The organism is Pseudomonas aestuarii, assembly GCF_027988105.1.
Taxonomy (GTDB): domain Bacteria; phylum Pseudomonadota; class Gammaproteobacteria; order Pseudomonadales; family Pseudomonadaceae; genus Aquipseudomonas; species Aquipseudomonas aestuarii.
This window is the reverse complement of record NZ_JAQJZJ010000007.1, coordinates 209584-224094: the sequence shown is the minus strand read 5'-3', so window position 1 is coordinate 224094 and position 14511 is coordinate 209584. Positions and strand designations below refer to the sequence as shown.

General features: G+C 64.6%; 9 protein-coding genes and 1 pseudogene. 4 read left to right on the top strand and 6 right to left on the bottom strand.

The features are described 5' to 3' along the window. Positions 1 to 13: 13 nt before the first annotated feature. Positions 14 to 1162 (bottom strand): MFS transporter, encoded by a 1149-nt coding sequence (locus tag PH586_RS16155; protein ID WP_271348787.1) that lies wholly within the window; start codon positions 1160 to 1162, stop codon positions 14 to 16. 136 nt (positions 1163 to 1298) lie between these two features. Next, positions 1299 to 2390: a chorismate synthase gene (gene aroC / locus PH586_RS16150; RefSeq protein WP_271348786.1), complete on the bottom strand. Its 1092-nt coding sequence runs from the start codon at positions 2388 to 2390 to the stop codon at positions 1299 to 1301. A 350-nt stretch (positions 2391 to 2740) separates the two neighbouring features. Here aroC and PH586_RS16145 point away from each other — a divergent pair, with 350 nt between their 5' ends. Both PH586_RS16145 and PH586_RS16140 read left to right on the top strand, forming a co-directional pair. Further along, positions 2741 to 3730 carry an alpha/beta hydrolase gene (locus PH586_RS16145; RefSeq protein WP_271348785.1) on the top strand — a complete coding sequence of 330 codons (990 nt, stop codon included), beginning with the start codon at positions 2741 to 2743 and terminating at the stop codon, positions 3728 to 3730. Between the two features lie 52 nt (positions 3731 to 3782). Continuing rightward, the gene (locus tag PH586_RS16140; RefSeq protein ID WP_271348784.1) at positions 3783 to 4574 is read left to right on the top strand and encodes a hypothetical protein; all 792 of its coding nucleotides are present in this window, start codon (positions 3783 to 3785) and stop codon (positions 4572 to 4574) included. A 112-nt stretch (positions 4575 to 4686) separates the two neighbouring features. On the opposite strand, the gene PH586_RS16135 is transcribed toward PH586_RS16140, so the two are convergent. From PH586_RS16135 to ppsA, 3 genes are read right to left on the bottom strand one after another with little or no spacing between them, the layout of a single operon-like run. Further along, on the bottom strand, positions 4687 to 7197 hold the full coding sequence (locus PH586_RS16135; protein ID WP_271348783.1) for a glycoside hydrolase family 65 protein: 2511 nt from the start codon (positions 7195 to 7197) through the stop codon (positions 4687 to 4689). Continuing rightward, the gene (gene otsB, locus PH586_RS16130) at positions 7187 to 8863 is read right to left on the bottom strand and encodes a trehalose-phosphatase (RefSeq protein ID WP_271348782.1); all 1677 of its coding nucleotides are present in this window, start codon (positions 8861 to 8863) and stop codon (positions 7187 to 7189) included. The genes PH586_RS16135 and otsB overlap by 11 nt, the downstream gene beginning before the upstream one ends. After that, entirely contained in the window at positions 8860 to 11286 is a 2427-nt protein-coding gene (ppsA, locus tag PH586_RS16125) for a phosphoenolpyruvate synthase (RefSeq protein ID WP_271348781.1), read from the bottom strand. The genes otsB and ppsA overlap by 4 nt, the downstream gene beginning before the upstream one ends. A gap of 474 nt (positions 11287 to 11760) precedes the next feature. Here ppsA and PH586_RS23715 point away from each other — a divergent pair. Beyond that, positions 11761 to 12852: pseudogene (locus PH586_RS23715) on the top strand (cache domain-containing protein); the annotation flags it as partial. An 87-nt stretch (positions 12853 to 12939) separates the two neighbouring features. Continuing rightward, positions 12940 to 13707 carry a methyl-accepting chemotaxis protein gene (locus PH586_RS23710; protein ID WP_408636967.1) on the top strand — a complete coding sequence of 256 codons (768 nt, stop codon included), beginning with the start codon at positions 12940 to 12942 and terminating at the stop codon, positions 13705 to 13707. Between the two features lie 108 nt (positions 13708 to 13815). Here PH586_RS23710 and uraH read toward each other — a convergent pair whose 3' ends face one another. After that, positions 13816 to 14169, bottom strand: a complete 354-nt coding sequence (gene uraH / locus PH586_RS16115; RefSeq protein ID WP_238044095.1) for a hydroxyisourate hydrolase — start codon at positions 14167 to 14169, stop codon at positions 13816 to 13818. Positions 14170 to 14511: the final 342 nt, after the last annotated feature.

Below are 14511 nucleotides of genomic sequence, written 5' to 3'. Positions count from 1 at the left end.
CTGCACGACCGGCTCATGGCCGCGGCTCGTGCATGCGCGTGGCAGTGATGGCCGCGACCAGGGCGATCAGGCTGGCAATGGCGAACGTCCAGGCCGGGCCGAGGCTGTTCCAGCTGTAACCGGAATAGAGCGCGCCCAGGGCGCCACCAACCCCGGTCAGTGCGGTATACAAGGCCTGCCCCTGGCCCTGCTGACGATCGGCAAAACTGCGCTGCACGAAGTGGATGGCCGCCGCATGAAAACTGCCAAAAGTCGCGGCATGCAGCAACTGGGCGAACAACAGCACCAGCAGATTATCGGCCAGGTTACCCAGCAGCAACCAGCGCACGGCGGTGATCAGAAAGCTGGCCAACAGCACGCTGCGCAGCGAAAAACGCGCCAGCAGCTGGGCCATGACCATGAACAGCACGATCTCGGCCAGCACCCCGAGGGCCCAGAGCTGACCGATCAGGCCGCGCGAATAGCCGAGCGACTCCAGATGCAGGGTCAGGAAGGTGTAGTACGGGCCGTTGCTCAGCTGCATCAGCCCGACACTGAGGTAAAACGCCAGGATGCCGGGGCGACGCAACTGCTGGATAAAGCCGCCCTCGCCCACTGCATTGGGGCGCATGCGCGGCTCGGCGTTGGGCACCCACCAACTGCTCAGCACGATGCCGGCCATGATCAGGATCAGCGCCCAGGGATAGGCATCCAGGCTGAGCAGTTCGAACAGCTTGCCCAGGCCGACCACCGCGACGATGAAGCCGATGCTGCCCCACAGGCGAATCTTGCTGTAGCGCGCCGCCTGCTCCTGCAGATGGGCGAAGGTGATGACCTCGAACTGCGGCAGCACCGCATGCCAAAAGAACGCGTGCAGCCCCATGATCAGGGCCAGCCAGGCATACGTCTGACTGATGAAGATGCCGGCGAAACACAACAGCGTGCAGATCGCGCCAAAGCGCACGATGGCCAGGCGCTGGCCGCTGTAATCGCCCAGCCAGCCCCAGATATTGGGCGCGATGCAGCGCATCAGCATGGGAATGGCCACCAGCTCGCCGATGCGCGCGGCGGAAAAGCCCAGGTGATCGAAGTACAGCGCCAGAAACGGCGCCGTGGCGCCGAGTAGCGAAAAATAGAAGAAATAGAAACCGGACAGGCGCCAGTAGGGCAATGCGGCAGTCATGACCTAGCCACCGCCGATCGGTTCGAGGCGCGCAGCGACGAAGCCCGATAGTGCGAGTGGCAGGCCGACAACTTCAATTGCTGCAGTTGGGCTGCGCTGCGCTCAGCCTGCGCGGCCCGGCCCAACCTGCCCCTGCTCAAAGCTGCGGCAGCACCGGTGTGGTCACCCGCACATCGGCGTTCTGCGCGCGATGGCGCAGCAGGTGATCCATCAGCACGATGGCCATCATCGCCTCGGCGATCGGCGTGGCGCGAATGCCGACGCAGGGGTCGTGACGGCCCTTGGTGATTACCTCCACGGCATTGCCATCGACGTCGATCGAGCGGCCCGGCGTGGTGATGCTCGAGGTCGGCTTGAGTGCCAGGTGCGCGACAATCGGCTGGCCGCTGGAGATGCCGCCGAGAATGCCGCCGGCGTTATTCGAGACGAAGCCCGCCGGCGTCAGCTCGTCGCGATGTTCGGTGCCGCGCTGGGCGACACTGGCGAAGCCGGCGCCGATCTCCACGCCCTTGACCGCGTTGATGCTCATCAGCGCATGGGCCAGCTCGGCGTCCAGGCGGTCGAAGATCGGCTCGCCCAGGCCCGGCATCACCCCTTCGGCGACCACGGTGATCTTCGCCCCGACCGAGTCCTGGTCACGGCGCAACTGGTCCATATAGGCTTCCAGCTCTGGCACCTTGTCCGGGTCTGGGCAGAAGAAGGCGTTCTGCTCGACGCTGTCCCAGCTCTTGAACGGAATCTCGATCGGGCCGAGCTGGCTCATGTAGCCGCGAATGACGATGCCCTGGGTCGCCAGGTATTTCTTGGCAATGGCCCCAGCGGCCACGCGCATGGCGGTCTCGCGGGCCGAGCTGCGGCCGCCGCCACGGTAGTCGCGGATGCCGTACTTGTGCTGATAGGTGTAATCGGCGTGGGCCGGGCGGAACACATCCTTGATCGCCGAGTAGTCCTTGGACTTCTGGTCGGTATTGCGAATCAGCAAGCCGATGGCGCAGCCGGTGGTCTTGCCCTCGAACACCCCGGCGAGGATTTCCACCACATCGTCTTCCTGACGCTGGGTGGTATGGCGGCTGGTGCCCGGCTTGCGCCGGTCGAGGTCGCGCTGCATGTCCTCCAGCGACAATTCCAGGCCCGGGGGGCACCCATCGACGATGGCGACCAGCGCCGGGCCATGGCTTTCGCCAGCACTGGTGACGGTAAACAACTTGCCGTAGGTATTGCCGGACATTTGCAGGGTACTCCGCGGGAATCAGCACCGGGCCCGGCGCAACGCTTGCCCGCGCACGCCCAACCCCGACTCGATAAAGGCCGCGAGTATACCCGCGGCGCCAGCCCAGTTCACCCCAGAAGCCTGTCGGACTTGCCCCATCTGGATGAGGAAAAGTCCGGACTGAGGCTGCCGGGTCGCTGGCTCGAGGCGAATAGCGGGACATTTGACGAGAAAATGCAGCCAAAATGCGTCCTACACGCTAAAACAGTGGCATCTGCAGAGCAGCACAGCGATAAGCCCGGCAGGCCGCTAGAACCTTATGTCGGTGCTGACGTCCAACCCACTTCCGTTGCCATTAGTGCCTACCCATGCTGCGAGTTCTCCTCTTGACCCTGACCTTGCTTGCCGGCCTGACCCAGGCCGCGCCCCAAACCATCGAACAACGACCGATTCGCCTGGCAACCGACCAGGGCACCCTGCATGGCACCCTATTACGCCCGTTAAGCGCCCAGCCGGTCGCTGTCGCCCTGCTGGTCGCCGGTTCCGGGCCGACCGACCGCGATGGCAACAACCCCGCTGGCGGCCACAACGACAGCCTCAAGCGCCTGGCCCAGGCACTGGCCAAGCACGGCATCGCCAGTGTGCGCTACGACAAGCGCGGGATCGCCGCCAGCCGCGCAGCCACCCCGGACGAGCGCGATTTGACTGTCGAGCAATATGTCGCCGACGTGGTCGCCTGGGGGCATCTGCTCAAGGCCGATGAGCATTTCAGTCGCCTGATCCTGATCGGCCACAGCGAAGGCGCCTTGATCGCCAGCCTGGCAGCCCCCGCAGCCGGTGCCGATGCGCTGATCTCGCTTGCCGGCAGCGCACGCCCCATCGACCAGGTACTGCGCGAACAACTGCACTATCGCCTGCCGCCGAAACTGCTCACGCACAGCCAGCGGTTGCTCGACTCGCTGCTGGCCGGCCAGCCGACCGATGCAGTGCCCGATGAGCTGCAAGTGCTGTTTCGTCCCAGCGTGCAGCCCTACCTGATTTCACTGTTTCGCTATAACCCCAGTGAGGTTTTCGCCCGCCTGCGGATCCCCGCACTGATCGTCCAGGGCAGTCACGACATCCAGGTCGGCGTCGCCGATGCCGAGGCATTGCACGCCGCCAAGACCGATGCGCACCTGGTGATAATCGAGGGCATGAACCACGTCCTGCGCATCGTCCCGCTCGACGTCAAGGCGCAACTGGCGTCCTACGACAACCCGGGCCTGCCGCTGGCACGACTGCTGAGCGAGCGAATCGTCGGCTTCATCGACGACACTGGCAAAACGCCAGCCTCCAGCGCCGCGCCAACCGGCCGATAAAGGCTGGGCCAGCCCGATACCCGCAGCTGGTATCGCGCAAAGGACCGCCTTGATGACCGACGCCAATGCCCCACAAGCTGTGCCAGACGCCAGCGCCCAAGCCGTGGTTGAGAACGTTCATCCCTGGGCGGACCTCGCGCCTGAGCACTTTCGCCTGCTGCGTCTGGCGCCTCTGCCGGTCGACCGTCACACCGGCGTGCGGCCTTTGCGCTTCGTACAACTGGGCCGGGTTGAACGGCATGCCAAGGGCCAGAGCCTGCTGCGCCTGACCCTGCACCTGCCCGGCGAGCGGGTGCGCAAGGAACTGAACCTGCTGGAGGTATGGATCGACCACCGCAGCAAGGAAATGCGCCTCGGTCCGGAAAAGGGCTTGCTGGTAGAGCCGGCCAATCGAGGCCTGGGCCGCTTCCTGCTGGCCCAGGGCATCGCCTGGGCCCAGCAACACTGCGCCCATTACCTGGTAGAGGGCGCGGCCCTGGCGGCCAAGGACGTCCTCAGCGAAGCGGCCCGACTGCGCCGCGACCACTGCCTGCAAGCCCAGGGCTTCGTCATCGAATACCTCGACCCCCAGCAACTCAACGCCCGTTACAGCGCAGAGCGGGTCAGCAGCCTGCACAGCGATTGGCCTAGCGAAAAAGTGCAGATGGTTGACCTGCTCGATGCGGCGGCCATGCTGCAAAAAGCCGACCAGAGCCTGCGCGAGCAGGACGTCAAGCTGCGCAAGCTGGAATCGCGCCTCGAACTGTTCCGCCGCGAAGACAGCAGCCTGCGCTTCACCATCGCCTGCCTGGTGGCGTTTTGCATGTTCCAGGCCGGCTTGCTGATCTGGATGGCCACGCGCTGAGAGGACCGAAGCTTTCCGCGTCCGCATGGCGGCCCGCCCCGAGGCGATCACTCGCCGCAGGCGCTACGCCAGGCGCGAGGACGAGGGGACGCCGCCTCAAACGCGACGGGTCTCAGGGCGCGGCGTCTCCCGGATTGTGCTGCGCAGGCGCGCCATCCGCGCCTGCTGAATCGGCCGGGGCATGCGTCGGTGCCCGTGGTGCCGGGCGCCAGCCGCCAGCGGCGAGGTGACAGCTGAACTCCAGAACGTCGCCTGCCTTGAACGGACGCACCTGATTGCGCACGCCGATGCGTCCCGGCCCGGCCCAGCCATAGGGCGCGGAAACGGTCAGTTTGTCGCAGCTGATATCCAGGTAGAGCCAGCAGCCGCGATAGAGCAGCTTGAGGTGAAGCCCTTGCAGTTCCGTCGGCAGGCAGGGGCTGATCCAGATGGTGTCATCGCGGAACTCGAGTGCGGTCTGGCCGCGCTGGATGAGGTCGACGGTGCCCGCCATAGCCCCCAGGTGGATGCCTTCGGCGGTCGTGCCGCCCTGGATGTCGGCAATGTCGCTCTCCAGCGCCTCGGCGAGCAGCGACCACGACCGCGGCCGGTCACTGCGGGCCTCTACCCAAGAATGAACGACACGGCTCAGCGTGGAGCCGTCGGAGGTGCGTGGCACGTAATAATCGATCGTCTTGCGCACGGTATCCGGCTCGAGGGGGTAGCCAAGCGAGTTCATCAGCTCGCGCAGTTCCTCGAAGGAGAAGAGATAGAAGAGCATCAATACGTCGGCCTGCTTGGATACCTTGTAACGGTTGACCGTATCGCCTTCGGCCTCGAGGATGCGATCGAGCCGGTGGATATCGCCGTACTTCTCGCGGTAGGCGTCCCAGTCCAGCTCCTCCAGGCAGTCGTAGCCTTCGAACTGGGCGATGATGCCGTCGTCCAAAAAGTCGACCCGCATCCCGCGGCTGACGTTCTGCCAATGGGCGATCTCTTCTGCCTGCAGGCCAAGCAAGACGTCGAGCTCGCGGCGGCGCTCGCCTCCGAGGTAGTCGAGGGTTTCTGCCGCGCGAAGCAGCACCCAGGCCGCCATGAGGTTGGTATAGCCGTTGTTGTCGAGGCCAGGCTCTTCCCGCCACGGGTAGCGGTCGTGGAACTCGTCGGGGCCCATGACCCCGCGGATTTCGTAGCGGCCAAGCTCCTCGTTGTAGGACGCCACGCTCGCCCAGAAGCGGGCAATTTCCACGAGCATCTCGGCGCCGTAGAAGGACAGGAACTCCCGGTCGCCAGTCGTTTGCCAGTAGCGCCAGACGTTGTAGCCGATGGCGGCGCTCACATGCCGCTGCAGGTGGGTACTGTCCGGGGTCCAGCGACCCGAGCGGGGATTGAGGTGCAGCACCTGGCTCTCCTCGCGGCCGCTGGAGCCACTCTGCCAGGGGTACATCGCGCCGCGGCAGGCCGCCTGCCGCGCGAGCCGCCGCGCATCCGGCAGGCGCCGGTAGCGATAGAGCAGCAGCGCCCTGGTGATCTCGGGAAGGCGGAAGTTGAGGAACGGGAAGATGAACAGTTCATCCCAGAAGATGTGACCACGGTAGGCCTCGCCATGCAGGCCACGGGCAGGAATTCCGGCATCGCAGTCGACCGTGTGGAGCGAAGCCGTCTGCAGGAGATGAAAGATATGCAGCCGCAGGATCATCTGCGTGCGCGCGTGACCTTCTATGACCACGTCGCAGCGATCCCACAGCGCCCGCCACGCCCGGACATGGGAGCCGAGGAGCTCATCGAAAGATCCCGCTTCGCCGATTGCACTGGTCGCCGCGTCGAGAGGCTCGGAGATCGCGCGGTCCCTCGAGGTGAAAAGCGCGACCACCTTCTCAAGCGTGACCGGCTGCCCCTTGGTCGCGGCGAACGTCAGATCCTGCGCGACGAAACCCTCCTCTTCGAGTGCCGAGCGTGTGGCGGCGAGCGGCTCGCCGCCTTGCAAGACGCGGGTACGGGCCGCCTCGGCGATACGCAGCCGCGACTGGTTGGTCTCGACCACGAGCAGGATCGCGTCTTCGCCCAATGTGCGGCTTTCCAGCGCAGTCAGGTGCTTGTTGTTGAGTTGCCGGTAACGCTCGACCCCGGCATTGATGACTCGCCCGTCGAGCGCGGTTCGCACCACGATCCGGCCCGACCAGTTTTCCGGACACAGGGTGACTTCTAGCGCCGCCAGGTGAGGCAGCCCCATGTGCACGAGCCGGCGACTCACCAGCGATGTTTCCCGGCCCTGGGCGTCGCGCACCCGCATGCGCCGCTCGAGCAGGCCGCGCTCGAGATCGAGTTCCAGGCGATAGGCCAGGATCTCGATGCGCCGCAGGTTGAACCAGTCGCCATCCTCGGGGCGGAAGGTCAGCGGCAGCCAGTTCGGCAGATTGACCAGGTCTTCGTTCTCGATGACGCGCCCGGCGATATCGGTCTGCAGCCGATTGTAGCCGCCGGCAAGATAGGTGCCGGGGTAGTGGACGTCATCCGCTTCGACCTCTTCCGCTGCGCCGCGCGTCGCGAAGTAGCCGTTGCCAAGGGTACAGAGCGCCTCGCGGTGTCCCTCCTGCGCGGGCTCGAATCCTTCATAGGCGAGTTTCCAGCCGCTATCCACCATGACGCCTGTCCTCCAGCGTGCCGACGAGATTGCGCAGAAAGCGCTGGACGTCGGCGGGCCGCTCCAGCACGTAGCGGGCGGCGGTCTCGGGCGCGGAACAGCCCACCAGGATGCCGATGCCGTGCTCGGCCAGTGCCACGAAGGCGTCCTCGTCGGTGGTGTCGTCGCCGAGGTAGAAGGGCAGCACCTCGGGGCCGTGCAGCCCAAGTGCCTCCAGCAGCCACGACACGGCCTTGCCCTTGTCCCAGTCGAAGCGGGGGCGGAGTTCGAAGACCTTCTTGCCGTGGGTCTTGCGCAGATCGGGCGTTTCGCCGAGCAACTGGTCGACGACGGCCTCGACCCTCGCCACCTCGGCCTCGGCAACTTGGCGGTAATGCACGGCAACCGCGAAGCGCTTCGGCTCGACGAGCGCCCCGGCGATCGGCGCGAGCGCTTCGCGCAAGCGCTCGGCAGCGCGCTGAACCACAGCCGCGAACGCCTCGCCTTGCTCGTGCTGGAGCTCGAGACCGTCGGGCCCGGCGATATCAAAGCCGTGGCTACCGGCATAGATCAGTTCGTCGAGACCGACGAGCCGTTCGACGTCGACACGGTCACGCCCAGAGATGATGGCCACACGGCAAAGGCCGGCAAGTGCCTTGACGGTCGCCCGCATATCCTCGGCCAGCACCGCCAGATCCGGCCGTTCGACGATCGGTGTCAGCGTCCCGTCATAGTCGAGGAACACCGCCGCGCGCCTGCCGCTCAGTTCGCGCTCGATCTGCGCATACTGTTCGAGCGCCCGCGGCACCACGGCCACGGCGCGCAAGACGGTCTCGGGGAGGACACTGAGGTGCAGATCGGCGAGATCGGCGACCACGATGTCCGCCCCGCTCGCCTCGAGCTCCGCCGCCTGGTCTGCGCGGCCGATGCCGACCACCAGGCCAAAGCCGCCAGCCCGCCCCGCCTGCACGCCGCTGACCGCGTCTTCAATGACCATGGCGCGCTGCGGCTCGACGCCGAGCAGCTCGGCGGCCTTGACGAACAGGTCCGGCGCCGGCTTGCCCCGCAGGCCGAGGCGCGCGATGTCATTGCCGTCGAGGCAGATGTCGAACAGTTCCTCCAGGCCGGCGACCTCGAGCACCGCACGTGCATTGCGGCTCGACGATACCAGCGCCGTGCCGATGCGCCGACTGCGCAGCCGGCGGATGAGCGCAACGGCGCTGTCGAAGACCTCGACCCCATCCTGTTGCAGGCTCTCGCGGAAGTACTGGTTCTTGCGATTGCCGAGGCCACAGACCGTCTCGCGCTCGGGCGGGTCGGACGGTTCGCCTCTCGGCAGGGTTATGCCGCGGGCCTGCAGGAAACTCTCGACGCCGTCGTAGCGCGGCTTGCCGTCGACATAACGGCGGTAGTCGCGCTCGCTATCGAACGGGCGCACTGGCTCTCCGGTCTTCGCGGCGCGCTGGCCGAGGTACTCGTCGAACAGGCGCTTCCAGCTTGCGGCGTGCACCCGGGCGGTCCGCGTGACGACCCCATCGAGGTCGAAGATGGCGGCGGCGAAATCCGCCACGCGCACGTCGGCATCGGCGCCAGACACGCTCTGCCGCCCCGCGGTCCGGGCGGATGGCGCCTTGGCAGCTGGCCGGTCCTGCTGCGCGGCGTGTGAAGGTCGGCTCGACTTCTTCACGACGCTGGCGCCTGCGGCGCGGCAGCCTGGGCGTCGTGGCCCTGCGCTTCGGCCGCCGCGACGTGGCGCTTGACGGCGATGAAGCTGTCGGGGCTCACGGACATCGAGTCGATGCCGCAGGCGACGAGTAATTCGGCGAAGGCCGGGTGGTCGCTGGGCGCCTGGCCGCACAGGCCGACCTTGGCCCCGCAGCGGTGCGCGGCCTCGATCACGGTGCGGATCATCCACTTGACCGCCTCATCCTGCTCATCGAACAGCTCGGCGAGCTCGTCCGAATCGCGGTCGACACCGAGCGTGAGCTGGGTCAGGTCATTGGAGCCGATGGAGAATCCGTCGAAGCGCTCGGCGAACGCCTTGGCCAGCACCACGTTGGAGGGAACCTCGCACATGACGTAGACCTCGAGCCCGTTCTCCCCGCGCCTGAGACCGTTCTGCGCCATGACGTCGAGCACCCGGTCGGCTTCCTTGGTCGAGCGGCAGAAGGGGATCATCACCACGACGTTGCTGAAGCCCATCGCCTCACGCAGGCGCCGAATGGCACGGCACTCCAGGGCGAAGCCCTCACGGTAGCGTGGCGAGTAGTAACGCGAGGCGCCGCGAAAGCCGAGCATCGGGTTCTCCTCCCTGGGCTCGAACTCGGCGCCACCGATCAAATTGGCATACTCGTTGGTCTTGAAGTCGCTCATCCGCACGATCACCGGCTTCGGGTGATAGGCGGCGGCGATCCGTGCCAGCCCGCGTGCGAGCCGGTCGACGAAGTATTCGGTCTTGTCGGCATAGCCGCGCGTCAGCTCGACGATCCGCTGCTTGGCCTCCTCGTCCTGCAGGGTGTCGAAGCGCACCAGCGCCATCGGGTGAACCTTGATGTGGTTGCTCACCACGAACTCCATCCGGGCCAGACCGACACCGTCGGTCGGGAGCCGCCACCAGCGGAACGCGGCGGCCGGGTTGGCCAGGTTGAGCATGACCGCGGTGCGGGTTTTCGGGATGTCGTCGAGCGAGAGGGGCTCGACGTCGAACTCGCCGATACCCGCGTAGACGAAGCCCTCATCGCCCTCGGCGCAGGAGACCGTCACCTCTTGGTCGTCATGCAGGATTTCGGTCGCATTGCCGGTGCCGACGATCGCCGGCAGTCCGAGCTCGCGGCTGACGATCGCCGCATGCGAGGTGCGTCCGCCGTGGTCGGTGACGATCGCGGCCGCCCGCTTCATGATCGGCACCCAGTCGGGGTCCGTGGTCTCGGTGACGAGGATGGCGCCGTCCACGAACCGCTCAATCTCCTGGGCGCTACGGATGAAGCAGACTTTCCCGGTGACGACGGCGTCGCCGATGCTCAGACCCTCGACGAGCTTCGCTCCCTTGCTCTTGAGGTGGTAGGACTTGAGGGCCCCCGCCTCCTTGCGCGACTGCACTGTCTCGGGACGAGCCTGGACGATGTAAAGCTGGCCTGAGTCGCCGTCCTTGGCCCACTCCATGTCCATCGGCATGCCGTAATGCGCTTCGATCGTGCAGGCCCAGCGCGCGAGTTGGAGGATTTCCTGATCGTCCAGCACGAAGGCCGCGCGCTCCGCCTTCGAGGTGGGTACGTTGCGGGTGGCCTGCTCGGCGCCGGTCGCATAGAGCATTTTCAGCGACTTGCCGCCGAGCTTTTTCTCGATGATCGGCGTGAGCGCCGCATCGTCGAGGAGCGGTTTGAACACCTGATATTCGTCCGGGTCGACCGCCCCCTGCACGACATTCTCTCCCAGCCCCCAGGCGGCATCCAGAACCACGACCTTGTCGAAACCGCTCTCCGTATCGATCGAAAACATGACCCCGGCGCCGCCGAGATCCGAGCGCACCATCTTCTGCACGCCGACCGACAGCGCCACCTTGAGGTGCTCGAAGCCTTTGGTCTCGCGGTAGCTGATCGCCCGGTCGGTGAACAGCGAGGCGTAGCAGCGCCGGCAGGCATCGAGCAGGGCCGCTTCGCCGCGAATATTGAGGAAGGTCTCCTGCTGACCGGCGAAGCTCGCGTCCGGCAGGTCCTCGGCCGTCGCGCTCGAGCGGACCGCCACGTCCGTGTCGGCGGCGCCGGCGCGCTTGGAGAGTTGTCGATAGGCTTGGCGGATCTGCTGGGCAGTCGCCTCCGGCCAGTCGCCGCGCAGGAAGGCCCGGCGGATATTCTGTCCGGTCTCATGTAAGGATGCCTTGCCTGCCTTGAGGTCGTTCAGAGCCCCTTCGATCGCGTCCTCGAGGCGGTTCGCCTCGACGAAGCGCCAATAGGCCTCGGCCGTGGTCGCAAAGCCGGGCGGCACGCTGACGCCCTGCGCACCGAGGTGGCCCACCATCTCGCCGAGCGAGGCATTCTTACCGCCGACGCGTGCCACGTCGCCGCGTCCGAGGGCCTCGAACCAGATCACCTGTGGAGCGTCGGCAGTCATACGTTCCTCCCCTGCCCCTGTTCAATGGCGCATGCGGCCCGACTGCACACTGCTGCCGCAGACGAGGTCACTGCTTGACTCAGTAGCAAGTGGTGCCGTTTGCCCATCATGCTGAGGTCGTTGCCTGGGGAATATTGCAGCCGCGCTCTAACCTTTTCTTTGATCTCGATTAAGGATTTCGACCATTTATAGGGTAGCCCGCGAGCAGCACGCCGACTCACCGCTAGCAGGTTCAGCCACCCTCATGGTCGCGGCGCATCGAAATCAAGCCAGGCACGGCACCATGGGTTGCCGAGCCCTAACGACCCGGCAAACGAGGGTATCGCAGCGCAAACGGCCCCTCTAGCCGTCCGCACAGTGACCGCTGGCGCGAATAGACAACTGGCGAGCGCACGGGGTTAAGCTTTCCGCCAGGCGGCCGACACTATAGGAACCCCAAAATCTCTCGCGCAGCGTCGTGCGCAAGGACCCCTGATGAACATAAAACAAAAACTGACCTGGGCCTTCGCCATCATCGCCTGCGTTCCCATCATGCTGGTCGCCGTTCTGGTCATCTTCAATCTGCGTAGCGATGCCAGAACTGAGTTCGTCGACACCAGCGCACGCGAGATCCGCCAGGTAGAGAACGCCATGCGGTTATTTTTCGACGGCATCAACCAAAACGTCGAATACCTGGCCAAGCACCCGCTCGTCGCTCAATCCGACGACCAGCTCAAGCAATATATGGGGGCTAATGCAGCAAGCATTCCCTCCGGCGAGCAAGACAAGCAACTTCTCGCCCTGTTTGCGGGCCTGGGTACCAGCCACCCGGCCTACTCCTATGTATCGATGGGAACTGTCCAAGGCGGCTATGTGAGCTGGCCAGAAGATCCCAAGATGAGCAATTACGACCCTCGCCAACGTCCCTGGTATCAAAAAGCCATGGACAATCAGGGCAAGACCGTGCGCACCGATGCCTACTACTGGGCCGCCGACGATGCCGTACTGTTAGCCAGCGTTCGCAGCATAGCCACCGCCCTTGGCAACCCGGGTGGGGTGATCAGCATCGACGTCTCACTCAAGCAACTGACCGACATCGTCAAGCAGATCAAACTGGGCGAAAGTGGTTACCTGATGCTGATGGAGGATAACGGCACCATTCTGGTCGACCCGCAAAACCCGGATCACAACTTCAAGAAAATAAGTGACTTGAAGGATGGATACAGCACGCTGAGCCAAGCACAAGGAGGCCTGGTCGAAGTCGAGCTGAACGGGGCACGTTACATGGCCAACGTGTGGCCCTCCGAGCAACTGGGCTGGCGCTTTGTCGGCCTGATCAGCGAAAAAGAAGCGATGGCCGGGGTCACCCGCCTGACCTGGATCATCGTGGGGCTGGCAATCGTGCTCGCCGCCGTGTTTGCCCTGGTGGGCGCCAGCTTTGCCGGGCTTATCGTCAAACCAATCCGCGCAGTCGCCAGTGGCCTGGAAGGCATTGCCCAGGGTGAAGGGGATCTGACTCAGGCCCTTAGCGTCCGTGGCCAGGATGAAACCGCGCAACTGGCCAATTGGTTCAATCAGTTCCTCACAGCCATTCGTCAATTGATCCTCAACATTGGCCAAGCTGCCAAGCATATCCAGCAGACCTCGAGCACCTCATCCAAGGTTTCCGGCGACATGACCGAAGCTGCAGGGCGGCAGCGTGAGTCGATCGACATGGTCTCCACCGCCTTTCACGAAATGGTCGCCACCGCCAACGAAGTGGCTCGCTCCTGCTCTCAGGCGGCGGAGTCGGCTGACAACGGGCAAAAGCAGGCACGCGATGGGCAACTGCAGATTGATGCCGCCGTCGGCAACGTCGAGAAATTGAGTCGCGAGATATCCCAGTCCGCCGCGGCGATGCAGCAACTCGAGCAGGACAATAACAATATCCAGTCGATTCTCGGCACCATTCGCTCAATCGCCGAACAAACCAACCTGCTTGCCCTGAATGCGGCGATTGAAGCGGCACGTGCCGGCGAACAGGGTCGGGGATTTGCCGTGGTGGCTGACGAGGTGCGCGCGCTGGCCAAGCGCACTGCGGATTCCACCTCTGAAATTGACGGACTGCTGAGCAGTCTGGCCCAGCGCACCCGGGAGATGGGCAAGCAAATGCATGCCAGCCTGGAGGTATCGCAGAGCACGGTTACCAGCATTACCGATGCCCGTTCAAGCTTCGGTCTGATCCGCGAGTCGGTCGATGTGATACGCGATATGAATGCGCAAATCGCCACTGCCGCCGAAGAACAGCACCAGGTTGCCGAAGACATCAACCGTCACATCAGCATGATCCATGGCGATGCGCAGCTGGTCGAAGGCCTGGCAGAGTCGGCGCGCAGTGACTCGCAGCAACTGTCCAGCCTCTCCACCCAGCTCAATGAACTGGTTAATCGATTCAAGACCTGATGGCGCCATGCACTGCGCAGACACAATCAAGGCAGGCACTCGAGTGCCTGCCTTCAGGTTGTGCACAACTGACCTGCCGGATCAGCCAGCGAAGCTCCGCCTGAGCAGTCAGCTGCCGCGATAAGTGGAGTAGCTGTACGGGGAAATCAGCAGGGGGACATGGTAGTGCTCCTGGCCGGCATCGACCCCGAAGCGCAGTACCACCACATCGAGAAAGGCCGGATCGGGCAACTGCACCCCGCGAGCCCGGTAATAGTCGCCCGCATGGAAGTGCAGCTGGTAGACACCACTGCGGTAATCGTCGCCCTGCAGAATGGGCGCATCGCAACGGCCATCATGGTTGGTCACCACGCGGGTGAGCAACTGCAACTGCGCGCCCTCGACCCGATACAACTCGACAGTGATGGCGCTGCCGGGGCAGCCGTGCGCGGCATCTAGAACATGTGTGGTCAATCGTCCCATAGCGATCAGGCATCCACGCCGGCCACTTGCCACGCAGACACCGCACCTCCTCTACTGTTAGTGAATATTGAAGTCGGCAGATGGCTCAGGTGCCAGCGGCCTCGAGCTGCGCGGAGCATAGCATGCCGCCGAGAAACTCAAGACAGTTTTTTGATTTATTGTACACAATCATATTGACAACCATCCCGACAACGACCGCCAGCCCAGATCCGCCATGACCGCGAACCCCGCGATCAAGGCATGCGCCAGGCGCACGGTCCGAGTGCTCGCACAGATTCGCCGGGGTGAATTGTTTCAGCAATAGTGCTGATTTTTTATTTACAAAGCGCTATTCATTTTGTA

Coding starts and splice junctions, on each gene's coding strand:
- PH586_RS16155 (WP_271348787.1), bottom strand. CDS start 1,162: ATGACTGCCGCATTGCCCTACTGGCGCCTGTCCGGTTTCTATTTCTTC.
- aroC (WP_271348786.1), bottom strand. CDS start 2,390: ATGTCCGGCAATACCTACGGCAAGTTGTTTACCGTCACCAGTGCTGGC.
- PH586_RS16145 (WP_271348785.1), top strand. CDS start 2,741: ATGCTGCGAGTTCTCCTCTTGACCCTGACCTTGCTTGCCGGCCTGACC.
- PH586_RS16140 (WP_271348784.1), top strand. CDS start 3,783: ATGACCGACGCCAATGCCCCACAAGCTGTGCCAGACGCCAGCGCCCAA.
- PH586_RS16135 (WP_271348783.1), bottom strand. CDS start 7,197: ATGGTGGATAGCGGCTGGAAACTCGCCTATGAAGGATTCGAGCCCGCG.
- ppsA (WP_271348781.1), bottom strand. CDS start 11,286: ATGACTGCCGACGCTCCACAGGTGATCTGGTTCGAGGCCCTCGGACGC.
- PH586_RS23710 (WP_408636967.1), top strand. CDS start 12,940: ATGACCGAAGCTGCAGGGCGGCAGCGTGAGTCGATCGACATGGTCTCC.
- uraH (WP_238044095.1), bottom strand. CDS start 14,169: ATGGGACGATTGACCACACATGTTCTAGATGCCGCGCACGGCTGCCCC.